This window comes from Colwellia sp. BRX10-3, from assembly GCF_014077505.1.
Classification (GTDB): Bacteria; Pseudomonadota; Gammaproteobacteria; order Enterobacterales; family Alteromonadaceae; genus Cognaticolwellia.
The window spans coordinates 21,380-45,564 of record NZ_JACGWA010000005.1 but is presented as its reverse complement, the minus strand read 5'-3'; the positions used below and the strand labels follow the sequence as shown (position 1 = coordinate 45,564).

General features: G+C 37.1%; 28 protein-coding genes. 17 read left to right on the top strand and 11 right to left on the bottom strand.

The features are described 5' to 3' along the window. Positions 1-135 precede the first annotated feature (135 nt). On the top strand, positions 136-519 hold the full coding sequence (locus tag H4J38_RS09540; protein WP_182131569.1) for an MmcQ/YjbR family DNA-binding protein: 384 nt from the start codon (positions 136-138) through the stop codon (positions 517-519). A gap of 284 nt (positions 520-803) precedes the next feature. Here the strand turns inward: H4J38_RS09540 and H4J38_RS09535 are convergent, their stop codons facing one another. Together H4J38_RS09535 and H4J38_RS09530 are read right to left on the bottom strand one after the other, a co-directional pair. Beyond that, positions 804-1,601 (bottom strand): hypothetical protein, encoded by a 798-nt coding sequence (locus H4J38_RS09535; RefSeq protein ID WP_182131568.1) that lies wholly within the window; start codon positions 1,599-1,601, stop codon positions 804-806. A gap of 44 nt (positions 1,602-1,645) precedes the next feature. Beyond that, on the bottom strand, positions 1,646-2,545 hold the full coding sequence (locus tag H4J38_RS09530) for a PHB depolymerase family esterase (protein WP_182131567.1): 900 nt from the start codon (positions 2,543-2,545) through the stop codon (positions 1,646-1,648). Between the two features lie 118 nt (positions 2,546-2,663). Here H4J38_RS09530 and H4J38_RS09525 point away from each other — a divergent pair, with 118 nt between their 5' ends. The 3 genes from H4J38_RS09525 (at position 2,664) to H4J38_RS09515 (ending at position 6,313) form a co-directional block, all read left to right on the top strand. After that, positions 2,664-4,763, top strand: a complete 2,100-nt coding sequence (locus H4J38_RS09525; protein ID WP_182131566.1) for a winged helix-turn-helix domain-containing protein — start codon at positions 2,664-2,666, stop codon at positions 4,761-4,763. A 277-nt stretch (positions 4,764-5,040) separates the two neighbouring features. Further along, on the top strand, positions 5,041-5,658 hold the full coding sequence (locus H4J38_RS09520) for an HAD family hydrolase (protein WP_259365475.1): 618 nt from the start codon (positions 5,041-5,043) through the stop codon (positions 5,656-5,658). A 43-nt stretch (positions 5,659-5,701) separates the two neighbouring features. After that, positions 5,702-6,313 (top strand): CIA30 family protein, encoded by a 612-nt coding sequence (locus tag H4J38_RS09515; protein WP_259365474.1) that lies wholly within the window; start codon positions 5,702-5,704, stop codon positions 6,311-6,313. A 68-nt stretch (positions 6,314-6,381) separates the two neighbouring features. On the opposite strand, the gene H4J38_RS09510 is transcribed toward H4J38_RS09515, so the two are convergent. The 3 genes from H4J38_RS09510 to H4J38_RS09500 all read right to left on the bottom strand — a co-directional run bounded on the left by H4J38_RS09510 (position 6,382) and on the right by H4J38_RS09500 (position 8,301). Next, the gene (locus H4J38_RS09510; protein WP_182131564.1) at positions 6,382-7,128 is read right to left on the bottom strand and encodes an SDR family NAD(P)-dependent oxidoreductase; all 747 of its coding nucleotides are present in this window, start codon (positions 7,126-7,128) and stop codon (positions 6,382-6,384) included. Continuing rightward, positions 7,091-7,516 (bottom strand): thiol-disulfide oxidoreductase DCC family protein, encoded by a 426-nt coding sequence (locus tag H4J38_RS09505; protein WP_182131563.1) that lies wholly within the window; start codon positions 7,514-7,516, stop codon positions 7,091-7,093. The genes H4J38_RS09510 and H4J38_RS09505 overlap by 38 nt, the downstream gene beginning before the upstream one ends. 134 nt (positions 7,517-7,650) lie before the next feature. Then, a complete protein-coding gene (locus H4J38_RS09500; RefSeq protein ID WP_182131562.1) occupies positions 7,651-8,301 on the bottom strand; it encodes a flavin reductase family protein in 651 nt (216 codons plus the stop codon). 439 nt (positions 8,302-8,740) lie between these two features. On the opposite strand from H4J38_RS09500, the gene H4J38_RS09495 reads away from it, so the two are divergent. Together H4J38_RS09495 and H4J38_RS09490 are read left to right on the top strand one after the other, a co-directional pair. Next, positions 8,741-9,700 (top strand): ABC transporter substrate-binding protein, encoded by a 960-nt coding sequence (locus tag H4J38_RS09495; RefSeq protein WP_259365473.1) that lies wholly within the window; start codon positions 8,741-8,743, stop codon positions 9,698-9,700. 13 nt (positions 9,701-9,713) lie between these two features. Next, on the top strand, positions 9,714-11,057 hold the full coding sequence (locus H4J38_RS09490; protein ID WP_182131561.1) for a GGDEF domain-containing protein: 1,344 nt from the start codon (positions 9,714-9,716) through the stop codon (positions 11,055-11,057). A 17-nt stretch (positions 11,058-11,074) separates the two neighbouring features. On the opposite strand, the gene H4J38_RS09485 is transcribed toward H4J38_RS09490, so the two are convergent. The 5 genes from H4J38_RS09485 to H4J38_RS09465 form a co-directional block, all read right to left on the bottom strand. Continuing rightward, positions 11,075-12,820, bottom strand: coding sequence for a sugar phosphorylase (locus H4J38_RS09485; protein WP_182131560.1), 1,746 nt, complete (start codon positions 12,818-12,820; stop codon positions 11,075-11,077). A gap of 15 nt (positions 12,821-12,835) precedes the next feature. After that, positions 12,836-14,062 carry a glycosyl transferase gene (locus H4J38_RS09480; RefSeq protein ID WP_182131559.1) on the bottom strand — a complete coding sequence of 409 codons (1,227 nt, stop codon included), beginning with the start codon at positions 14,060-14,062 and terminating at the stop codon, positions 12,836-12,838. Positions 14,063-14,075: 13 nt separating this feature from the next. Then, complete coding sequence (locus H4J38_RS09475; RefSeq protein WP_182131558.1) at positions 14,076-14,918, bottom strand: mannosyl-3-phosphoglycerate phosphatase; 843 nt, start codon at positions 14,916-14,918, stop codon at positions 14,076-14,078. Then, positions 14,915-15,796 (bottom strand): kinase, encoded by an 882-nt coding sequence (locus H4J38_RS09470; RefSeq protein ID WP_182131557.1) that lies wholly within the window; start codon positions 15,794-15,796, stop codon positions 14,915-14,917. Before H4J38_RS09470 ends, H4J38_RS09475 begins: the two co-directional genes overlap by 4 nt. Before the next feature lie 283 nt (positions 15,797-16,079). After that, positions 16,080-16,952 (bottom strand): LysR family transcriptional regulator, encoded by an 873-nt coding sequence (locus H4J38_RS09465; protein ID WP_182131556.1) that lies wholly within the window; start codon positions 16,950-16,952, stop codon positions 16,080-16,082. A gap of 94 nt (positions 16,953-17,046) precedes the next feature. On the opposite strand from H4J38_RS09465, the gene H4J38_RS09460 reads away from it, so the two are divergent. The 4 genes from H4J38_RS09460 to H4J38_RS09445 all read left to right on the top strand — a co-directional run bounded on the left by H4J38_RS09460 (position 17,047) and on the right by H4J38_RS09445 (position 18,446). Further along, positions 17,047-17,550 (top strand): lactoylglutathione lyase family protein, encoded by a 504-nt coding sequence (locus tag H4J38_RS09460; protein WP_182131555.1) that lies wholly within the window; start codon positions 17,047-17,049, stop codon positions 17,548-17,550. Between the two features lie 151 nt (positions 17,551-17,701). After that, positions 17,702-17,968: a DUF6482 family protein gene (locus tag H4J38_RS09455; protein WP_182131554.1), complete on the top strand. Its 267-nt coding sequence runs from the start codon at positions 17,702-17,704 to the stop codon at positions 17,966-17,968. Further along, on the top strand, positions 17,968-18,234 hold the full coding sequence (locus H4J38_RS09450) for a DUF3081 domain-containing protein (protein WP_259365472.1): 267 nt from the start codon (positions 17,968-17,970) through the stop codon (positions 18,232-18,234). The genes H4J38_RS09455 and H4J38_RS09450 overlap by 1 nt, the downstream gene beginning before the upstream one ends. Continuing rightward, positions 18,231-18,446, top strand: coding sequence for a TIGR02450 family Trp-rich protein (locus H4J38_RS09445; RefSeq protein WP_182131553.1), 216 nt, complete (start codon positions 18,231-18,233; stop codon positions 18,444-18,446). Before H4J38_RS09450 ends, H4J38_RS09445 begins: the two co-directional genes overlap by 4 nt. A 276-nt stretch (positions 18,447-18,722) precedes the next feature. Here the strand turns inward: H4J38_RS09445 and H4J38_RS09440 are convergent, their stop codons facing one another. After that, positions 18,723-19,139, bottom strand: coding sequence for a DUF3429 domain-containing protein (locus H4J38_RS09440; protein WP_182131552.1), 417 nt, complete (start codon positions 19,137-19,139; stop codon positions 18,723-18,725). 141 nt (positions 19,140-19,280) lie between these two features. Between H4J38_RS09440 and H4J38_RS09435 the strand changes: the two genes are divergently transcribed. The 7 genes from H4J38_RS09435 to H4J38_RS09405 all read left to right on the top strand — a co-directional run bounded on the left by H4J38_RS09435 (position 19,281) and on the right by H4J38_RS09405 (position 24,182). After that, on the top strand, positions 19,281-19,796 hold the full coding sequence (locus H4J38_RS09435; protein WP_182131551.1) for a DUF2878 domain-containing protein: 516 nt from the start codon (positions 19,281-19,283) through the stop codon (positions 19,794-19,796). Then, positions 19,786-20,427: a chalcone isomerase family protein gene (locus H4J38_RS09430; protein ID WP_182131550.1), complete on the top strand. Its 642-nt coding sequence runs from the start codon at positions 19,786-19,788 to the stop codon at positions 20,425-20,427. The genes H4J38_RS09435 and H4J38_RS09430 overlap by 11 nt, the downstream gene beginning before the upstream one ends. Further along, on the top strand, positions 20,424-20,984 hold the full coding sequence (locus H4J38_RS09425; RefSeq protein ID WP_182131549.1) for a DUF3833 domain-containing protein: 561 nt from the start codon (positions 20,424-20,426) through the stop codon (positions 20,982-20,984). The genes H4J38_RS09430 and H4J38_RS09425 overlap by 4 nt, the downstream gene beginning before the upstream one ends. A gap of 257 nt (positions 20,985-21,241) precedes the next feature. Next, positions 21,242-21,817, top strand: coding sequence for an LON peptidase substrate-binding domain-containing protein (locus tag H4J38_RS09420; protein WP_182131548.1), 576 nt, complete (start codon positions 21,242-21,244; stop codon positions 21,815-21,817). A 67-nt stretch (positions 21,818-21,884) separates the two neighbouring features. Then, complete coding sequence (locus tag H4J38_RS09415; protein ID WP_259365471.1) at positions 21,885-22,535, top strand: sigma-70 family RNA polymerase sigma factor; 651 nt, start codon at positions 21,885-21,887, stop codon at positions 22,533-22,535. Continuing rightward, positions 22,528-23,211: a ChrR family anti-sigma-E factor gene (locus H4J38_RS09410; RefSeq protein ID WP_182131547.1), complete on the top strand. Its 684-nt coding sequence runs from the start codon at positions 22,528-22,530 to the stop codon at positions 23,209-23,211. Before H4J38_RS09415 ends, H4J38_RS09410 begins: the two co-directional genes overlap by 8 nt. An 11-nt stretch (positions 23,212-23,222) precedes the next feature. After that, on the top strand, positions 23,223-24,182 hold the full coding sequence (locus H4J38_RS09405) for a DUF523 and DUF1722 domain-containing protein (RefSeq protein ID WP_182131546.1): 960 nt from the start codon (positions 23,223-23,225) through the stop codon (positions 24,180-24,182). The last annotated feature ends 3 nt before the right edge of the window (positions 24,183-24,185 follow it).

Genomic DNA, 24,185 nt, shown 5'->3' with positions numbered 1-24,185 from the left:
AAGAATTCAATTATCGATAAGTGGTCAATTTTTTAATTTGATATGCATAGCCTTTATTAGCGCTATTTATCTTGTTGAAAATTACGAAACAGCATAGTCTATAGCTCATTCACTTTAAGGTGTCGTATTGAAATTATGGATAACACTCAAGCAAAAAGTTATTTACTCAATAAAGTTGAAGCAATCGAATACTTCCCTTTTGGGTCAGATGTTAGTGTTTTTAAGGTCAAGCATAAAATGTTTGCCACATTAGCTTTAGGAAAAGGTAATGAAAAAGGGACCAATGGTAAGATGGCAGGGTACTATTGTATCAACTTAAAGTGCGAGCCTATTGAAGCCATTATGTTACGTGATATTTTTAGCGCGGTTATACCGGGTTATCATATGAATAAAGCACAATGGAACACGGTTGTTTTAGATGGTTCTATCCCACAAGGTGAAATTGAACGCATGATTGATAATTCATATAAGTTAGTCGTGAGTAAAATGGCTAAGAAAGATCAGGCTTCGTTGCTTTAGCATATAAACATTTAGCGACTATAAACTTCGCTTTGTCGTTGTTAGCTAATGAATATAAAGTGATTTAAGTGTTGTGATTTATTGAACCCTTTCATCACTTCATTATTAAATAAGCCCCTTTAACTTGGCTATAATACCCTGAACTCATCACAAGTAATAACCTTCTGTTATGACTCAAATAATTAATAAATAATAGCTCAGTTATTCCTAAGCTATTATTTAAATTACTAAGTAAATTCGGCTCTGTTAGCTGAGTAAAAAAATAAATATATAATATAAACTCCTTAGGTATCAAACATGCAAGGCTGAAAAGCTTGAATGGTTTCTGATGCAAATTGCCTTAAAATTTGCTGGCTTGCTTGATCTACACCAATGCCGTCGATAAAGGGCAATAAATCTGCCGATTCACCTGTGATAACTTCATAAAAAACAAAAGCAGTGAGTAATTTTCCTATCACAGAGGCATGGTTGCCGTCACTGCTATGTAAAGCAAGTTCAGGCTCTGTAATAATGACCTTGTCCCAAGTTAAACCCACTGGTGCGACACATGACTTTTGTATTGCCGCAATACCAGTGTGGATTTTGTGAACTCGCTTTCCTTCTTCGTTATTATCTTTTTGTGGATGTTCAGGAAAAAGTATTGGGGTTATACCTCGATTTTTAGCCTTATCTATCCAAACTCTCGCAGCGATTGTGGGGTAAATTGTTGCCCCAGACTGAGAATACTTTTGACCTTGCAAGATAACATGTGTCCATGGCCTGTTTTCGAGTAAAGTTACTCTTCTTTGTCTATTGAATTGGTCATCTAAAAAGCCACCTCCCGCATTGCTAATGTTAATTTTGGCAAAGGGATTACCAGCGCTGATAAGAGTTTTAATTAAGCTATCGAGTCCCGCCACATGGCTATTGCCAAAGATGACTACTTGGTAATTATTGGTAAAGCGATTATCAGGAATTGCTAAGTTAGCGCTAGGCGGAACTAAGTTTTCTGGATCATCATCCGGCTTATTTTTTTCAGTTGAGTCACCAGAGCAAGCAGATAAAGTTAGTAATATAATAAATAGACAGTAGATTGAGCGCATGGTGCTCCCCTTGTTAAAGTTAAGTTTACTGATGTTTTTAGATTTTAGTTAAAAATAGGGGCATAAATCTGCTGCAGCACATCAGTGTCGTAACTACTCTCATGTGGCACATTCTTCATAGTTGAAAAGCTTACAGGCTTAACACAATCTTGCCAAATTTTAGTATTAGTACCTTCACTAGCTTCTATCACTTTTGGGTGTTCTAAGGTGGTGGATATTTCACTGCAACCATTAATTAACCGCCAATGAGCTAGTGTTTCGTGAACTGACTTTATTCCCCCCGTATTTCTTCCATTGATTGGAACTTCTGAATCTTGTGGGCTATGAAAGTGATGTAAAGTGATAGGTGTAGAGGTTGAGCATTCATTAAAGTCACCGCGAAATTGTCCTGCAATAGAAACAAAAGCGGTTATCTGTTCTGGAATTTGGCAAGCTAACTTATAGCCCATAAATCCTCCCGCTGAGTAGCCAAATATATAGACTTTATCACTAGTAATATTATTTTCAGCTCTAAGTTTAGTGAACAAATTAACAATATAATCGACATCCGCATTACTTTGATTAGCTTGAGTATTTAAACTGTTCCATCCCCACATGTTATCCAAACCTTGAGGAGATACTGATACTAATTGCTGGCTGTCACTAATAGATTTAGCGTCAAAAAGTAGACTGACTTTTTTAGCTGAACCAGGCGAACCATGTAAAAATAATGCTATGCCTTTTAGGGGGCTTGCAGGTTTATAAACAATCGCATCTCGGTTCTCTAAAGTCATACAGCTTGTTCCTTCATCAAGCGACTTTCCTGCACATTGAGCTGCACCACTAATTGGCGGTTTTACCGGTGGTTTTACCGGGTCTTTGCCTCCACCCCCACATCCCATAAGTAAGCTTGGTAAAGATATAGCAAGTGTTAGCAGGGTTGTATTAACCATGGTGTTTTTCATAATATTCCTTTTAAGTATTTGAAGCTTGAGTTTGTCAGTTTCTTGATTTGATACAATAAAGAGGTAACAATGGTTTAATAATGAAATGATAATGATGACTAAAATAGTGGAGTTTTAAATGCGTTTTGTATTTGGCGATATAGTTGTTGACGCCGAACAGATAAAGTTAACTAAACACGCAAAACAAATCGAATTCGAGCCGCGAGTTTTTGAACTATTAGTGTTTTTTTGCAAACACCCACAAGAAGCTATTTCTAGAGAGGAATTAGTCGAACAAGTTTGGGGCGGTCGAATTGTCAGTGATGCCGCGATAAACCGAGCTGTTGGGGAATTACGTAAATTACTAGAAGATAACCCATCATCTCCACAATGGATAAAAACAGTGAGCAAAGTAGGGTATCGACTAGCGGTAATACCCACTTTAGAAGAAGATCACGATTTAGCGCATAAAGAGCAACCTAGGATTGCCGAACCGGAAACAACACCAGTTGAACCTTTGATAGTTGACGTAAAACAACTTCAAGTGACCAACAATAACTCTGCTCCAATATCGACACTTAATGGAAAATGGATTTTACTGATTGCGGTATTAGCCCTGTTTATTATTTTTGTCTATAAAACACTCTTTACACAAAACCCCAGCGAAACATTTGGCGTGGTCGGTAGGCAGCCAGTTACTTCTACCATGGGTAACGCGTTTAACGGGTTTTATGATGCAAAAACCAATACACTTCTTTTTCTGTATCGAGCAGACGCAGACGCCAGCGCTCAAATTCATATGAAAAAAGCCATGGGTCCAGCGCAAGTTATTTCAAATGACGATTATTATTACACTGATGTCCTATATGGAACTGATGGTTTTATCTACGCCTCAAGATTAAACAACTTACAGCAAAGACACTGCGAAATAGTTCAAATAGAGCCGGCAACAAAGCGTTTTACTCCGATAATGGATTGCGGTAAAAGGGTCGTTACCAAATTAGTATTCGACGATAAAAAAAGACGACTTATCTATAAATCTAGGCCGAGTATTTCTGAGCCATACTCAATTCATTCTTACCAACTTGATACCGGTAGAAAACAACAGATAACGCACCCTGTACAAGCGGGGAATAATGCCGGAGATTATGTTTTTGCTATATCCGAAGACAGCCAAACCTTAGCGGTTGTTGAATACAATGGTGATGAAGTCGATAAAATTAAGATAGTTGATCTCAATGATAATTCTATTATGGCTAGCGCACCATTTATTGACCATGTTTACGGTCTGGTTTGGCGTGATGACAACAAAATTTTAGCTTCAAATAGCGATGGATTGTTTGAATTTAATGTTAATAATCTCTCCTTAATCTTAAAAGAGAACAGCGATCAATTTGGCGGGATTTCTCAGGGATATGATAACCGATCGATATTAACAGAACGCAGCCAAACGACGATTAACATATTCAGCTATTCAAAGGATCAGGCTGGGATAAAACCGCTAACAAAAAATAGTGGGATTAATCTCACCCCAATGCTTGGAAACCGGTCTGACGTGCTAGCTTTTAAATCTGATCGAACGGGTGAAGAGCAAATATATATTCAAGCTGCAGATGAAACGACTGTTGTGGCAAAGTTTAATGAGTCAATTGATTATATCAGTGGTATAGCGTGGTCGCCTAAAGATGACAAGCTTGTCGCCAGTATCAATAATGCTTTATACCTATATTCTTTAGAAAGTCAGCAATGGCAAAAAATTGCGGCAACATTCACACAAGTGCACCAAGTCGCTTATGTTGAAGAAACCATCATGTTTAGTGCTGAAGTCGATGGACAGTGGAATATATGGCAGCTATCGCTAGCTAATGAACAAGTAAAGCAAATAACAACAAAAGGGGGGTATAGTGTTCAAGGAAACAATAAGAAAGTATATTTCACTAAGTTCAATCATGACGGCTTATACCAATTAGATTTAAAAACGGGTATTGAGTCAGTCATCATTAAAGGCTTTCCCATTTCTGGATGGCGACATTGGCAATTGCGTGACAATAAAATCTATTATTTGTTAGACAAAAGTTACATGGAACTAAACCTTGATAACTCGATTGAGCAAGTTGTGCATACCTTTGAAGGTCGAACGCCAAATAGTTGCCATACTTCCTATAAGCACGACTTTTTTGCCTGCGAACAAGTAGAATTTAACTCCAGTAATATATGGCAAATTCAGTTGCTACCCTAGTTGCTATTCTAATAGTCTCCTTGCTTATCAATTTCTATGATTTGATCTTAATCTAGGACTAGCCCGTAATGATATTACACAGCAGCTGATGTGTTTTTTATGAATACAAACATGGTGCCAATTACATTGCTCGCAACGGCAATTACTTAGGTATTCAGGTTGCTCTTTTATCTAAAGCTTATGGGTAAATATCAAAAAATATCTGTAATTGAATTGATAATAAATTAATGCACGATTGTGGTTAATTTCGGTTAAGAAAAATAGGAGTATGGGTAAATTGTTAGCAAATAAATTGTTGGGCGTTATATTTGATTTAGATAATACCTTAGTTTCTTCATCGTTAAACTTTGAGAAGATAAGAGCGACTTTAGGGTGCAAAAATAATATCGACATATTAGATTTTGTTGATGCGCTACCAAAAAGCCAGCAAGCTAATGCCAATAAATTGCTAGTAGAATTTGAAGTTAATGACGCCCTGAACGCGAAAAAGCTGCTCGGCACCGATCAACTCTTAGCGCTGTTATCTCAACTAGATATTCCTTGCGCTATTGTCACGCGAAACTGTCGAGAAGCGGCTTTGGTAAAGATTGAAAATAACAATATCAATATTGAAATACTGTTAACTAGAGCTGATCACAAAGCAAAGCCTGCGCCAGATGCTTTATTGTATTTAGCCCAATTTTGGCAGCTTCCCACTGAAAATTTATTATACGTGGGTGACTATTTATATGATCTACAAGCGGCACAAAATGCCAATACTATGTCTTGCCTTGTCACGCATGGCGAAACCCTTGATTATGCTAACCTAGCAAGTATTGTAGTGAACGAACTCACCGAATTAAATGACGTAATTACCCAAAGCTTTACCTGTGAAGTTGCCGATGCTTCGGTATAAAAACTCTGGGTTAAAATCCTCGAAAAGTAAGAGAGCAAATAGAATGCGAACCGCAGCTTATTCTCTATCATTATTGACACTCTTCGCTGGTTTTTCTGCTGCCAGTCCCGATATCCAAAAACTACACAAGCAAAATAAACCAATGCATGTTACTGACAAAAAAGAGTCTGCCCTGATGATTGATTTTACCGAGCAAAAAAAACTGGATAGTTGGCGCATAACTAACGATGGTGTTATGGGGGGGAAATCTGAAGGTAGTTTTTTATTACAAGAAAATAAAGCGCTATTCGAAGGTGATATTTCACTGGATAATAACGGCGGTTTCAGTTCAGTATTTCACATGATAGACCCCTTGCCTAAAGAACTTGAGACGGTAACTATTAATATCATAGGTGATGGACTGACTTATCAGTTAAGAATGGTCGTAAACCTTGACGGTTATCGTTTAGCTTATAAGCAAAGTTTTAATACGATTGCAGGTCAAGAAGCAGAGTTAACTTTTTCATTGGCTGACTTTCAAGCATCATTTCGAGGACGAAATATTCCCAATGCACCGGTTCTACAATCTGAAAATATTCGTGAAGTCGGATTTTTAGTAACGAGGAAGACAGCTGGAGCATTTTCTTTAGCTATTGTTAGTCTGTCTTTTAAATAACAATGTTTGTGCATTTGAATCAGAAAGCGACCTTTTTCATTGAAGACGTAGTTAGTTATTGATAGTAGCTACCAGTTAATCGTATCTCCCTGCCAATCGAGATAACTTGCAGTTTGATCCAATGGTGTTTCTTCGACAATGGCTAATAGCTGTTTAGCGACAAATTCTGCAGTAAAGAGTTTATTTGCGGGCACATTTTTTTGAAATGGCTTTGATAAAGGCGTGTCAGTTGTACCTGGGTGAAAAGCAATTAACTTTATATTTTTGGCTCTGCGGGCTAACTCTATTGCCGCGGTTTTAACCATCATGTTTAAAGCGGCCTTTGATGCACGATAGCTATACCAACCACCTAAACGATTATCACTGATACTGCCTACTCGAGCACTAAATAGCACAAATTTGCAAGGTGACTTCCCTGTCAATAAAGGCGTTAATTTTTGAATCCACAACATAGGCGTTAAGCTGTTTGATGTAATAACGTCGATAAACGCTTGTGCATCAAAGTCTTCTAAACGTTTTTCTGGTTTAATATTTTGACTATGCAAAATACCATTACAGACAAATACGCGTGTTATTGGTGCATGATTATATTGTACTAATTGCTCGATAGCTTTCTCAATTGACTCTGGCTGATAGTTTGCAACCGTAATGGTTGTCACCTTAGCTTTTATTGTCTCGCTAGCCACTAAATTACTGTTAGCTAGTCCTCTGCTAATCAAGATTAAGTCAGTGTTTTCTGAAGTTTGTATTTGCGCAGCAATGGCTTTGCCAATATCGCTATTTGCGCCGATGATCAGTGTTTGTTCTGTTGTCATAACAAGTTCCTGAATTACAGTTAGTGGTTTTAATGTTAAATGCTTTTGCCAGTAGCGCCGAAATTTGATGACGGTATTTAGCTAAACCTAAATATACCCAATGACTTATGGTTTTAAATACCGGCCAATTTAATGGTGCAACCCAAAAGCCTTTACCTACCAAAGTCCAAGCCCTGTGTGTTACCGCTAGCCCTAATAAAAGCTGTCCGTTGTAATGGCCATGCAATATTTTCATGGCTGCATCAAAGCTAACACTAGGGTAGATCGCAGCAAAGTCGTTTTGGTGTATATCTACCAAACTAATAACATTGTTTTGATCATGCTTTTTCAGGTGCGCCATTTCTGTTGCACATAATGGGCAGTTGCCATCATAAAAAATTGTTAACATGAATTACCCGCTAAAATTTTTGTCTGCGTAAATTACATTTATCAAAACATAATACGAACTAAGTTATTATAACCAATGGTTTATTCATTGATATTGAGCGCTACAGCGATAACTTTGAGCTTACTAAATAGATTTTATTTTTCGTTATCGAGTGAAATTTTTGTTGGTAACTTGTCTGGCTTTGCATAGCTTAACCGAGAAAGTCGTTGGCTAGTATGGTAACTGTCGAGCCCTGAAACCATCACGGTATTTAATGACTCAATATCAATGTAACCGTCAGTTTTAATCGCCGCTTGCTCACAAATAATATCTGTTATTTCACCAATAACAAGCAAGGTATTGTTCAGAGGAATAGGCACTATTTCTTTTAATTTTAGCGCGTACTTAAGCTGACTTTCTTTAACAAACGGCGCATTAACACCTTCAATAAAATCGGTCGTTAATCCGGTTTGTTGAAATTCAGACTCGTCATCAGCATAGTTTGCCGATGTTTGGTGTGCGGCTTGCCAAAAATTTTCACTCACTTGGTTTATCGTAAACTGTTTAGTTTGTTGAATATTTTTTAAAGTATGACGTTCAACACTGTCGGGCCGTGAAATAAATCCGACTAAAGCCGGTGAGGCCCCAAGGTGGAACACAGAGCTGAAAATAGCTAGGTTATTTATATTTTTCTCATTGCGAGTGCCAATAAGATTAGCACTTTTAAAACCGGATAAACTGTTAATAATTTGCGCTCTATATCGTGGTGCCATGTTCACTAAATCGTCGTGATTGATATATTTCATTAAATGCTGCCATAGTAGTTACCGGTATTTATAATACGTAACGAGTGGGGTTTACGATCAGATAATGGTCTTGATTAAACGAAAAAGAGACATATATTCTTTGATGGACATAGTTTTATAAGTACTTTTATTGTCAAAACATTACTACTTGTAGAGCAAAAACTGTGCTATATGAAAAATACTGTACCTTAACTAGAGTGCTCAAGGTTTAATTTTTGACTTTTTATGCTATAAATAAAAAAAGCATAGTATTCATTTAGCGGCTAAGATTATTGTTTAATGGCTAGTTACTGAGACTAATCAGGATAGTATCCTCAGTTAATAGGGGAATAAGCATCAAAAATCATACACATGACATACAAAAGTGTGGATAAGGCAAAATTAGTAGTTGAAAACTTTGCATGAAAAAAACTCACTCGTATATTTAATTATAATGCTCATGATTGTAGGCGTTGGAGTTTGCTATTTTTATTTACAGCAGGCTTGGAGCCAAGACAAATATCCCATCACCATCGCGGTTTCTAAAACACCACTATCTACCCCTTTCTATATCGCCAAAGCGATAGATGCTTTTGATCAAACTTGTGTCACGGTTGAATATGATGAGGTGATGGGTGGCCATGCCGCATTTGAAAAAGTGATGAGTGGCAACGTTGATTTTGGTACAAGTTCTGACTCGGTTATTGCCTTTCAAAGTTTAACTGCACAGTCGTTTGTTACCCACGCCATGTTTGTGCAATCTGATAATGACGTAAAATTAATAACGCGTGCTACTGATAATATTGAATCAACATTAGACCTTAAGGGGAAAAGGATAGGGGTTACCAAAGGTACAGCGAGTGAATATATATTAAGTACTTTGTTGGCCATTGAAGGGTTAACCATTGAGGATGTTGAGTTACACGATTACAAGCCGGAACAATTACAACAAGGTTTTAGTCATGATGAGGTTGACGCCATTCTTCCGTGGGAACCTTTTGCATTTCAAGCGCGACAATTACTGCAGAACAAAGTAAAAATTCATGACACGAAAAGTTTAAGCACGTTGAGCTTTAACTTGATTTCTCAAACTGCAGACAGCCTGCTGGTGGAAAAAGCAGAATGTGTGATCCAAGGGTTACGTATCGCCATTGATTATATTGCTTCGAACCCTGAAGAATCTAAAAAAATAGTGATAGATCAACTTAATGTAGACCCTGCCTTTATTGAATGGGTTTGGTCTGATTATATTTTTAAGCTAAGTTTGAATAATTCACTGATATTAAATATTAAATCTCAAGCTATTTGGGCAAAGGGAGCGCAAATAGGAGGACTTAAGAGCGTCCAAAACTCAGAGAGCTTTATTGATAGTAGAGCACTATCAAAGGTCGACCCTGGGTCTGTAAACCTTACATTGTAAATAAGGATATTCTATGAAGTTAAGCTTACAGCAAAGTATTTACTCTTTTACATTGAGTAGTTGTTTATTTTTTATTGTACTTGTGATCAGTATCTTATGGTCAATTCAAGTGGTGAATGTCGCATTAGAAAGAGAAAGGTATGCTAATAAAGTTGAGAATCATGCCAATATTTTACAACAGTTTATTAGTATAGAGAATATTTATGCTAGCGATTTTAATACTGATAGTTGGTTAGCTTTAGATCGTAAGTTTAATGAGTTACTGGAACTTACACCGAGTTTGACACCGCAACAACAAACGATTCAAAATAGTATTGTAAGTCAAAATAAGAATGTATTGCGTTTATTTAATGCGATAAATAAAAATAAATTAATCAATGCTGATGAGAAAATTAAAACGCATTTAAAAGTAAGGTTAATAACACAATTAGAGGCGATTAAAGCTGATTCAATACAGCTTTTCAATACGGTTCAAGTGGATATTAATAATGTTATTAGACAACAGCTTATCTTAGTTTTATCGATATTATCTCTTACGCTATTTATTTTGGTTTATGGTGCATTTAAATTAGTTAAAATATTTAGAACATCACTTAAAGAAGTTAAATTTGCCTTTGCAAAAAATCGTAGCGGAAATTTTCAAAAAATACAGCTTTCAAATAAATCAGAAGAGTTTGAAAGTATTGCAAACGCGTTTAATGACATGAATACAGAGTTAAGTGAGACAACCGTTTCTTTAGAGTCAATGACCAAAATTGTTGAGGAAAGAACAAAAGTATTAGAACAATTGTCTAATACTGATCCGTTAACAAATGTAGGTAATCGCCGTTCACTATTTGAACGAGGAAATGCAGAATTCGCTCGCGTGCAAAGAACCAAAAGCCAATTTACGATTATTTTACTAGATTGTGACTTTTTTAAAGATGTGAACGATCAGTTCGGTCATTCATGCGGTGATGAGGTTTTGAAATGCATTTGCAAAATATGTTCTGAAGAAATTCGTAACATTGATTTTTTTGCTCGCTATGGAGGCGAAGAGTTCATCATCCTTTTACCTGATAGTGAGTTAAGTGGCGCCGTTAAAACCGCTGAGCGTATTCAGGACTCATTAGCGAATAATTGTTTGCTATTTGAAGGCAAAGATATTCGTGTGACTATAAGTATTGGTATCTGCATGGTTAATAATAAACATACTAGCTTTGAAGACGTAATAAAAGATGCTGACCTCGCCATGTATAGAGCCAAAGAAAATGGCCGTAACAGAATCGAGGTCATGGATGATGATTCACCTGACGAAGAAGCTACAGATGATACTAGCTTAGATACCGCCATTAGTGACAACAATATTTCTTATTAATACCAGTATTTAACGTTCTACACATTTGATATCCACACCGTTTGGTAAGGAGATAACATAATATCTTGCGTTAATCCGGATATCTGTTCCCCGCTAATTAATTCGCCCCAAGTTTGTGTAACAACCAAATTGAGCTCACTTAACGGTAATACGACAGGCTTATCTGAGATGTTACTGACACAGAATATACTTTGTTTTCTATTTTGGCTTTGTCGCCAAAAACCAAATAACTGTAAGCCTAAATGTAAGGTGAATTGGGTGGCATTGGGGTGGAATGCGGGCTGTTTAATACGAATATTTAACAATGCCTTCAACGTTGACAGCACTTTCGCGTGATGTAAATCACTGTTGGAAAGTGCCAACTCTAGTTCTTCCTCTTGCCAACGATGGCGATTGATTGAACGATTGTTTTGCGTGTTGGCGAGTTTATTATAATCGTTTTGTGTGCCCAACATACTGTGGATATAAACCCCTGGAACTCCTTCAAGGGCAAACATAATGGCATGAGCACAAATAAAGCGTTCAAAATTCCACTGATCTTTTCCTTTCACCGTGCCTTGAAAAGCATCATAAAGCGCAATATTCATTTCATAAGCTTTTTGTTCGCCATTGTCTGACGTTCGCCATGAAATTTTACCGCCGAAGTTTTCGACAGTATGAACTAGCGTACCAAGCTCAGCGTCACTTAATAATCCTTCAGCAGGACGCAAGCCAATACCGTCGTGTGAGGCAATAAAGTTGAAATACATAGTGCCGTCTTGTGAAGGTGGCATACTCATTAGCCAGCGCTTTAAATATAAGCAATTACCTGTGAGTAATGTATTTATCAGCAGTGGCGGCAATGAAAAGTTATAAATGCCGTGTGCTTCATTGGCGTTGCCAAAGTAGGTCAGGTTTTGGGTATTAGGGATATTAGTTTCAGTAATGATGATTGTCTGGGGGTCTGCAGACTCGATTAGCGTGCGCAATAATCGTACAACTTCATGCGTTTGAGGCAAGTTGATACAATCGCGGCCAACAATTTTCCAGAGAAATGCTATGGCATCAAATCTAAATATTTTCACTCCACTATCAAGGTATTGTCGAATGATAGAAGCAAAGGCTTTTAATACTTCGGGGTTACGAAAGTCAAAATCGACTTGGTCGTGACTAAAAGTACACCAAACGAATTTCTTCCCTTGGCCGGTAATCACTTCTTTTAATAATGGCGATGTTCTTGGTCGAACAACCTTAGACAAGTCGTCGTCTAACTGTGCGGTAAAGAAAAAGTCATGCCCTTGTCCTTCGCCTTTTATAAAATTATCGAACCACGCACTGCGACTTGAACAATGATTTATGACCAAATCTGACATAAATTGATAATTTTCACTTATCTCGGTGATATCTTGCCATGTGCCCAGCGACTCATTGACAGAAGAGTAATCAATGACCGAAAAACCATCATCAGAGCTATAGGGAAAAAAGGGTAAAATGTGCACACTATTAATGGTGTTTTTCACATGATTATCTAAAAAGCGTTTTAATGTGTGCAGCGGAGGTTGGTCTGCTTTTATGATGCTATCACCATAGGTGATCAATACTATGTCAGCTTCTGACCAATGATTGGTAAAAGGCATTGGCGCAACAACATCGCTTGGTAGTCGCATAATATTAATCAATGCATCAGCAATATCATCCATTGACTGCTTAAGCGTTACATCTAGATAAATAGTCGAAAGCTGTTGAATTAATTTGCTTTTTATAGTTTCAATTTGCTCGGACATAATCGACATTTTCCTTTATGCTTGATAAAATTCTTGGTTGTCTAGCTCTACCGCTTCTTTTAATTGCGATAAAATGTCTGGAATAGCACTGACAACTCGATTCCAAGAAGGAATAAAAGGGGTTTCCATTGGGTTTTCTAAGAAGGTATTTCCTGCCGTTAAAATATTTTGCGCGAACATTTCTACCGCTTTTTCTTCACTATGAATATCGAGCTCAAGACCATTCATCATGGCGTCATTTCGATAGGTTTCAACATAATCTAAAGCAATGCGATAGTAAGTCGCTTTTAATGTTCTAAATTTTTCGGCGCTGAAAGTTTCACCTTGTGTGGCAAGTTTACGAATAAAGGCTTTGCTGATATCAATCGACATTTTTGAAAGACCACCGGCAGTATTATCCAACGACAAATCCTGATGCTTATGATCGTAAGTGGCGGCAATATCTACTTGGCACAATCGATTTGGTGAGTAGTTGCGATACATTTCAGATAATACACCAATCTCTAATCCCCAATCACTTGGGATGCGAATATCACTTAATACATCTCGACGAAAAGAGAATTCACCCGCTAAAGGATACAAAAAACTGTCCATATATTCGAGATAGTCACAATGGCCAACCGTTTTTTTCAACGCTTTGATCAACGGGGTGACTAGCAAACGAGAAACACGACCGTTTATTTTTTTGCCGGCAACACGGGCATAAAAACCTTTGGCAAATTCATAGTTAAATAACGGATTGGCCACAGGATAAAGTAACCGGTCAAGTAACTCCTTTTCATAAGTTAAAATGTCGCAGTCATGTAGTGCAATTGATTCTGCCCTACCTGACGATAAAATATAACCCATGCAATACCAAACGTTGCGCCCTTTACCGAGCTCTTTTGGTGCTAAGCCCAGTGCTTGTAATTTCGCATCTATTGCTTGTAACCTAGGACCGTCATTCCATAATACACGGTGGTGTTGGGGTAGCTGTCCAAAAAATGACAAAGCGTGTTTGTATTGCGCTAGATCAGCGCGGTCTAAGCCAATAACAATTTCAGACAAATACTTAACGTCTTTTATTTTGTTAATAATATCAGGTAAAGCTTTACCTTCTAATTCGGAAAATAGCGAAGGCAAAATAAGCCCAAGTGAACGTTTTTTAGAGAACTCGAGTAACTCAGCAGCCATATTTTCTGGCTCGCGTTGGGCTAAATTATGTAACGTAGTAACTGTGCCATTTTGATAAAAGTCAGCCATGATATACCTCTGATTAAATTGAGTGTGAAAGTAATTGCTCAGCTAGGAGATGCTGTATTGATGCTGCCCAGCCCTCGGGGCCGTATAACTGGGTTTGGCTAATGTTAAATTGTCGATACAAGGCTGGGAAACTATGAACCGGTGAGCGTATTTGTACGGCAATGTCTGCCGCGTCTAACATAGGGGTGTCATTTTCACCGTCACCTAAGGCAATGGTGTATACCGAATCTTTGTTGTAATGTTCTCGATATTGCTCAGTTAACCAGATAAGTGCTTGGCCTTTGTCACAGTAACCACCAACATGAATAAATCTGCCGCCATGAACAACGCTGGCGCCTAATTCAACTAAATGCTCTATAAAGGCTTTTTTTGTTACTTCATCCCCGAGCCATTGTATTGGTTCACTATACTGTCGTTGTTTTGCCCGTTCAGCTTGCGCTAAATCTAAACCGGTAATTTCGCTCAACTCGTTAACCGATAACGATGAAAAACCTTGGTAAAATTGACCAAATTCAACACTGAGCTCAGTGAGAACACTTAACCAATGCTGTCTTGTTAAACAGAACGATTTAACCCAATAGTTAGCAATTATTTCGGTATCTGCAGGCTGAGCATGAAAGGTATTGATTGGGATAAATATAGCGGCGCCATTTTCGATAATAAATGGCGTATCAAGCTTGAGTTCGGTACGAATAACCTCTAATTCAGCTAAGGTTTTACTGGTATTTAAAATCACTGGAATGTTAGCCTGGCGCAATTGTGCCAGTGTTTGGATTGCTGGTGTTGCTTGATAGCTATAATGATCAAGCAAGGTTCCATCTAGATCACTGAAAATAATGGTTTTCTCAGTACTCATACATCTTCCATCAATGGAGTGTTAGTAATGTTTCTCGCGTCATCTAAGTAAAAAATTGCATCAGCAGATTGGGAAATTGTAAGGCATGCCTGTACGCTAAGTCGTTGAAAATATTGTGTGAAATTTAAAATTTCAGTAGATTCCATTATTTTTGAATTTTGTAAGCCAATATTTTTGTCTTTTAATTTTTGCTCTTGCTCTAAACGCCATTTGTAAACGCAATCAAATGATGGTGCTTGCAGCGCAAGCCAGAAATCCATTTTTTTATACAAAGGCTCATAGTTATTTTTAAGTTGTTGGTTAACATAATTACGCCAGTCACCACTACTATCGAATTTGAGTTCAAGCTCATTGACCGGAGTTTTTAATTGTTCGGCTGTTTGTGGTTTTACGCCCCAACACCAGCCTTCTAATAAAATAATGTCTACTGGTTTCTTAACTTCTTGCCATTGCGCTTCGGGAAAGGGTTCGTCGGTAGCTTTATTAAACCTTGGGATTGAAAACGCTGTTTTCTTGGCTTTTAATTTTACTAATATACGATCTAACATAGCCACGTCATGAGTACCTGGAACACCTCGTGTAGCTAATAAAGGGTGAATATCATGGGCTAGCTGTTTACGCTTCTCACCAGTGAAATAGAAGTCATCTAACGACATCACGACAATATTTAATTTATGTGTTTTAGTTAGGTATTCGGCAACGAAATCAGTGAGGGTTGATTTTCCACTGCCTTGGCAGCCATTGATGCCAACAAAATAAGTACTACTTCTTTTTTTAAACTGACTGAAAATTCGTTCGGCGAGTGGTTGATAGTGCTCTGCCGCTGTTAGTCTAAAATTTGCTGGTAAATTGTGTTGTTTAATAAAAGTTGAAAGCATAATTTTTACCATAGCTAAATATTAATATCATAATACCTTCAACTCTTATGCCACTATCTCTAGACTGTAAAATATTAGAGTAGGGCATTGTAAAATAATGATTTTTATATATATTGGTTAATTTATAAAAAATTTTCAGGATGACATAATGAGCACTAAATAAACTAGTTTGCTCTATGTTGGTGCAATTAGTTGTTGTGTTCAATTAAGCTCGATATTGGGTAAACGATCTTGAACGAGCAGAATATGGTGGCTTTGAGTAATGTTACGAAAATGATGTATCTTAGCCAATGAAATCTATAATTGTCTTTTTAATAAACTTACTGCGGTTGTTTTCAAGTGAGTGGCGGTTCTGACATAAATACAGTGTTTCATTCACCGAATGCTCTAATTTATGTACCCTTATTTTTTCTGTTTTGCTAAAAGCGTTAGCAGCATGCAAAGGTAAAACGGTAAAACCAAGTCCGCGACTAACGGGTTCAAGAATTAAACTAATTTGATTAGAGAAACCTTGGTGATCAAATTGGCTTATATGTTCAAATTGGGCATAGTTTTTACTTAACAAAGCATGGGCATGATGCTCACCATCAGGATGCCCTATAAAGCCAAGTTTGTTCAGTTTTTGCCAATTTACACTGTTTATTTTACTTGAGGTTACTAGCACAAGTGGCTCAACAGCGACTTTATGGCTAACAATGTTTGACGATTTACTCAGTTCGGTGACTAAGCCAATATCAATTTTACGTTCAGCTAAGTCTTGTTCAATATTTTTATTAGGGGCAAATTTATAGTCGATGGCTAATTGCGTATGCTCCTGTTGAATATCGAGCATATAAGGATATAGCTTTAAGCCAATACTGCCCGGCGAAGCCATTTTTACCGTACCTATATGCGGATCATCTTGTTTGATTGATTTTTCTAGCTCAGCCGAACTTTGTAATAAGGTTTGCCCTTGTCGGTGCAGCTTGATACCGGCATCGGTGAGCGAAAAAGATTTACCCTCACGTATTAGTAATGGTGTGTTTAGCTGCTGTTCTAGTTTTTTTATTTGTTGACTAACCCCAGACTGCGTCATAAAAAGCATGTCGGCAGTTTTAGTGAAATGACCAACATCAACCAAAGTGCAAAATGTTTTTAACCAAACAAGATTTATCATAACAAAACGTACTCATGATTATAATTAATGATAATTTTTTATAATTTATAATAGCACCTATACTTTGTCCATCAAATTAAAGGAGATTATTAACATGAGCAAAGCATATCCAAGAACATTTTCACATATCGGTATTTCAGTACCGAGCGTAGAAAAAGCCGTTAAGTTTTATACGGAAGTTTTAGGTTGGTATTTAATTATGGAGCCAACAGAGGTTGTTGAAGACGACAGTGCTATAGGTGTTATGTGCACAGATGTATTCGGCGCTAATTGGGATAAATTTAAAATCGCCCATATATCTACTGGCGATCGTATCGGCGTGGAGTTATTTGAATTTAAAAATCAGCAAAACCCAGAAAATAACTTTGAATATTGGAAAACCGGTGTCTTTCATTTTTGTGTGCAAGATCCAAATCTAGAAGAATTGGTGGAAAAAATTGTCGCGGCTGGCGGTAAAAAACGTATGGCAGAGCCCCGTTACTATTATCCAGGTGAAAAGCCCTACCGTATGATTTATATGGAAGACCCCTTTGGCAATATTTTAGAAATTTACAGTCATAGTTATGAATTAACTTATGCTCAAGGCGCTTATCAATAACGTAAGTTGCTGGTGTTACTTCAAGCGGATTAATAAATGAGTCTGCTTGGAGATATAGGTGAATAAGATTGAACTTTATTACCTTTTAAACCGTATACATTGTAAATAAACATGATCAATTAATATAATATGTGAACAATGGAAGTTTATAATGCAATCAAGTTCAAAGCCCTTTTTAGAGGCCATAATAATCGCTGTTGCCGACACCAATCATTATCTTGTCGGTGTAGTTGATTCAAATAATAACTTTGTCGGATTAAGACAAGGCTCAGGCGAAGTTGTCGGTTCGATAGTTGAAGCAAAAGCGTATTTGCGTAACAATAATATTTTTTCTGCATTGCTTGAGATGGACAGTGCTTTCGATGAAATGTGTGGTCAATCAAAAAGTAGCCGTTACCGACAAAGGATATTATGCTAATGATGAAAAATAACAATGTCGCCTTAAGTGATTTATTACAGGTATTTAATTTGGTTATCACTCATGGTAGTAAAACTGAGGGTAACTATGAATATCAAGGTATAAAAGCTTGGCATGATTTTGATGGTTACACTTGCTTTTTAGGCTATAAAGATTTGACTTTAACCTTGTTATTTCATGGTCGATATACCTTCGGCTTTGTGCATCAAGAAACTATGGATATTTTTTTAACTAAGGTTAACAAATTATTGGTTTCAAACGCATGAACAGAGTAAACCCGAAAGTATTGCTTCATAGTAAGTGGACAAAAATGATTGTTGAAAACCGAGAAAAACATTTTGTTATTACACAGGTGGAATTCGATGAGCAGAAAAATGTTATCGAATGTCTAATCACAGCTGTGATAAATAATAATGAATATCTGATCAACTGGCGAGATTTGAAACAACCGACACTTTGGCGCTTTGGCTGGCAGTAAAATACAACACTGCCCTGAAAAACATACTGAAGGCTAAAGCGCGCTAGTAAATTTTAAAGTAAGCTATATCAATATGACCGGTTTATCTGCCATTACTATATTAATAAATTAGTTTTCATTAATTTTTAAGATGCTACTTGGTATTTAATAATATGAGCTAAATCACTACTGAATAAGAGAATATATTAAACCCTTCCATAAGTTTAGTTATACGATTTGATTTAACATAAATTTACAGTTTTAACTGAGTTAGCATTATCTTAGTACCCAAACTTACTAAGTACACCAGATTAAAAAAGCAATAATGTGCATTAATACTACTAGCGCCGTAAGGTGCATGCGCATTTGTAAATAGTCATGGTTTTCAGGGTTGCTATGATCGAAGTGATATTCACACAACAGAATGAGTAGGTAAATTTTGGTCAGGGCTACAAGTGCAATATAGTTGGGCAAAAACAAAGTAAAAAAAGCCAATAAACTAAAAATATTACTGAAAATTTGTAGCTTAATACTTAATTTATCATTGTGCTTTCGCCAAAGGGTACCAGCAATAAAACTTAGAATAATAGCACTGTAAAATATAAAAACTTTTACAGCCGGGAAATTAAATAATTCTTCACTGAATGATTCAAAAGCGAATGTCAGTACAAAGGGTAACAACCCCAAATATCCTAAGTATTGTTTCGTTTGCATAGAAAGGTCTTATCAAGGTTGATTGATTTACATAAGAAATCTATACGACACCCATCAGTACTTAGATCATATTAAACATCAGACTAATCCCATTTGTATTTTATTACGTATGAATAAGTAGGATGGTTAAAAGGTTATACGATGATAATGAAATCTGCGTTATGGAATTTAGTGGCGTTTAATGCTGCATGGTTTGGTTTGGTGGTTATAGGGAATTTATTTATTCCAATTGCTTCCATTATTTTTTGTGCTCAGCTTTGGTACTTTCAAGCCACTAAAAACGAAATACTATTAATCTGTTTGGTAGCCACTATAGGTATCTGGTTAGATTTCGCTTTAGTATATTCAGGTGTTTTTATTTTCCCTGAGACCGAAGGTATTCCTTTCTGGCTGATGACTCTGTGGCTTTTGTTTGCAGGGACCATACGCCACAGCTTAGCTTTTCTAGCAAAATCGAAAGTGCTGCAATTTTTTGTTGGTTCACTGTTCGCGCCTTTGAGTTATCTCGCGGGCGCGAAACTATCAGTGGTTTATTTAGTACCATCATTAGGCTTTAGTTATTTATTACTTGCCTGCTTGTGGGGGCCGTTAATGTTAGTTGTTTTTAGCCTGAGTCGCTGGTTGCTAGTGTTAGAGGAAGAAAATCATGCCAGCTAGTTTTAATATTCTGCCGACCTTTGCAATATTAGTTTGCTTATGGTCTTTGAATGCTGCGGGTGGTAGTGCGATTCAAAACACGGTTAAAAGTAATATTTTAAGTGATGATCAAAGTAAAATAAGTCAGATAGTATGTGGCGTTGACAAGTCAGAGCCTCTTATATTTAGCGACTTAACAAAAACAGTCACCGAACAGCATTTTACGTTATTGGGCAAAGCTAAATTTTCTGTGTTGTTTTGGGATATTTATGAAAGCTCACTTTTAACTACCGATGGCCAACGACCCTTTAGTAATACATGTCAGCATTCATTGTTTGAAATACATTATTTAAGAGCTATCAGTAAAAAAGAATTATTAGATAATACGATTTCGCAATGGCAACATTTATCAATTAATGAAAATGAATATTCAGCTTTTCTGCCTTTATTAGAAAATATATGGCTAGATATTAACGCTGGCGATCGCCTGTCAATGCTAAACCAAAAGGGCACAACCATATTTTATTTGAACCGAAAATATTTAGGTGAAATACAAAGTGTAACTTTTGCTAAAACATTTCTTGGTATTTGGTTAGATGAAAACACCAGCGAACCTAAATTAAGATTAAAACTACTAGGAGATAGTATATGAAGCAGAATATAAAATTGGCGATGATTTTTTGTTTAGCCTATACGCTTTCAAGCTGTACAAGCCAGTTAGAAGATTACCAAGCCACGTCACCTAAACTCGATATTCAGCAATACTTCTCTGGTAAATCCATTGCTTGGGGAATGGTACAAGATTACACAAATAAGGTTACACGTCGTTTTTGTGTTGAACTCGATGGTCAGTGGCAAGGTGATGAAGGCTTGTTAAAAGAAGTGTTTTACTTTGCTGATGGCGAAGTCAGCTTTCGTAACTGGCAACTTAAAAAATTAAAGCAAGGTAAATACTTGGGTAATGCAGAAGATGTTGTTGGTAATGCAAACGGCCAGCAAGTGGGCTTCGCCTTTCAGTGGCAATATGACTTACTTGTCCCTGTAGATGGCGATGAAATTCAGCTTTCACTTGATGATTGGATGTATCAAATTGATGAGTACCGTGTTTTTAATCGTACAAAAATGAAAAAATTTGGTGTTGCTGTAGCCGAAATCACCTTGTTTTTTGATAAACAGTTACCTGTTAAAACTTGTGATAAAGTTTTTTAATCATTGAATTTAATGATTTTAAAGGGGGATGTGATAATCAGCTGCCTAGTTGTTAAATCTAATTTTACCTTCATTTGAGTTTAGTTGATCTTTTTTTATTTTCTGCCGTATAACTAAGATATAGACAGACATCAATACGAACATTATTTTACTCTCTGTGTGAACCCTTGCCTCTTTTTGAGGCTTTTTTTTGATCGTTTTTTATCTTTGCAACGTATAACTAGCATTAACTCAACTACATTAATCACTTTAAGCTTATGCCAATTAATAACTTGCCTATATTTCCGCTGCCGATATTTTTGTTACCTCAAGGGGTAACTCGACTGCGTATTTTTGAAGCGCGCTATTTAAAAATGGTATCGCTGGCAATGAAAAACCGAGGCTTTGTGGTGTTTTCGCATGACAAAGATGAAAAAGTTAATCCTATGGCCGTCGGTAGCTGGGTTGAAATTATTAACTTTGACCAAGGCGAAGATGGCATATTATTGATTGATGTTCGCTGCAAGTGCTTAGTTGATATAAAAGCAATTACCCAAGATAGTGACAAACTACATCACGGCGATGTCACGAGTAAAAACCATTGGCCTGAAGTCAGCCTAGATAAAGCCACCGATAAACTCGCCAAGTCGTTAAGGAAACTCTTTAATGAAAATAATGAGTTAAGTAGCCTATATCCAAAACAATATCTTGAGCAAGGTGATTGGGTGGTTGCTCGTTGGTTAGAGCTATTACCTGTTAAGCTTGCTGAAAAAACTTTGTTTGTTAACGAAAACTCGTTTAGTCAAGCGAAGCAACTTTTACAACGCATTATTTTATCAGATGAACAAAAATAAAAATAATTTGATCTAATCTAGTTTGCGCATCGTATAGGGCACTATAACAAAATAATGGGTAAGAATTATGCAGTTAGTGCATTCAGAGTTGCCAAGTCACAGAACAGATGCTACATCTAGTATCATGACCTATGCCACCTCTAGTAACATGACTAATAAAATCGATCATCCCCAACTTTGCCAATGGCTTAAATCAATAGCTGTTGATAGAGACAAGCAAGCATTCACTGAGGTGTTTAGTTTTTTTGCACCCAAAATAAAACGCATTGCCCAAAGTAAAATCAACAGTGAAGCACTCGCAGCAGAAGTTGTACAAGACACTATGAGTAATGTGTGGCGTAAGGCGCACCTGTTTGACGACAGCAAAGGAGCTGCCACCACTTGGGTTTATACCATCATGCGTAATGTCACTTTTGATTTACTGCGTAAAATGAAAGCGAATAAAGAAGATAATCTTAGTGATGACATATGGCCACTAGCTGAATCTTTAAACACCGAAGAAGAGGTGTTTAGTGACCACATTCAAAGTCGAAATCTACAAGGTATTATTGATACCCTGCCTGAAAACCAACAACAAGTGGTTAAAGGTTTTTACTTTATGGAAATGTCACAAGAGCAGTTAGCCGTTCATCTTGATTTACCACTAGGCACAATAAAGTCGCGACTTAGGCTTGCACTCGGCAAACTGAAGTTGAAACTAGGAGACCACCATGATTAAACATCACCCTAAACTTGAGTTGTTACAAAGTTTTGTCGATGGTGACTTACCCGCTTCACTTGCTGCTGGTATAGCGATACATGCCGATATGTGTGCATTTTGCCAACAGAAAATAGGTCATCTTACTGAACAAGTTGCAGAGGCGAGTTTTGAGCAAGATTTATCACCTAAATCTGCTGTTATTGATATTTCCCCTGAAATATCAGCAATGAGCTTTGATGAAATTATTGATCAAATTACCGCGTCTAATGACGTTGAACCGGCGGCAGTTGTTCATGAAGAACGTTTAATTACTTTTAAAGGTATGGAGTACACCTTACCAAATACACTGCGCAATATGGAGTTAGGTAAAACAGCTCAAATAGGTAAATTATCGCGTGCTCGTTTAAATTTAGGTGAAGGTGAAATTCATACCAATTTATTGCACATTGGGCCTGGTGGTTCAATACCTGAACATACGCACAAAGGCTTTGAACTTACATTATTGTTAGCCGGTACTTTTGCTGATGAACAAGGTGAATATGTGGCTGGCGATTTTATTATGCTTGATAAACGCCATCAGCATCAACCAGCAACTGAACATGGCTGCCTTTGTTATACTGTTGCCAATGATGCACTACACTTTACCCAAGGTATAAATAAGTTACTAAACCCTATTGGTGCTTTCATTTACTAGTCGAGGTGGCTATGTATAAAGATTTTGGTAAAGAAGATGTTGTTATCGGTATCAGTGCCTGCTTAATCGGTGAAAAAGTTAGGTTTGATGCCAGTAACAAACCGTCAAACTTCTGCAATAAGGAGCTGGGGCAGCATGTAACTTACAAAGCTTATTGCCCTGAAGTAGCTGTTGGCATGCCAATACCTCGGCCCACTATCCGCTTGATTAAAGACGAACAAATAATAAAAGTTGCCAGGCCCGACGGTTCTGGCGACGTAACAACTGCGATAAAAGCCTACGGAAAAAAAATAGCATCTATTTCTCAAAACCTTAGCGGTTATGTATTTTGTGCTAAGAGCCCAACCTGCGGCATGGAGCGCGTGAAAGTTTATTCACCTACAGGTAACCCATTACAAGTCCAAGGCATCGGTGTATTTTCAAGAGAAATTATGAAAGCCAACCCTTTGTTACCTTGTGAAGAAAATGGCCGTTTGAATGATCCTATCCTCAGAGAAAACTTTGTTGCTCGCGTTTATGCTTATCGCCATTGGCAAACCGTAGTTGAATCAGGAATTAGTAAGCATAAACTGACCACTTTTCATGCCCAATATAAGTACACGTTAATGAGCCATGATCTTATTGCATATAAGCAGTTAGGTCGTTTGTTGGCTAGTGCAGATATTGCTGTTGAAGAAATGGCAGAGCAATATATTTCTGGTTTAATGACCGCATTAAAGCTTGTCGCAACGCGTAAGAATCATGCCAATACGTTATCTCATATTCAAGGCTATTTTTCTAAGCATTTAAATAAAGATCAACGTAAAGAATTATCACAACAAATTGATGCTTATCGTGCAGGCTTAATGCCATTAATGGTGCCATTAACCCTGATTAATCACTACTTATTAGCATATCCCAAAAACTATTTAGCCCAACAAGCTTACTTAAACCCTTACCCTGAGTCTTTAAAGCTTAGATACGGTTATTAAGCT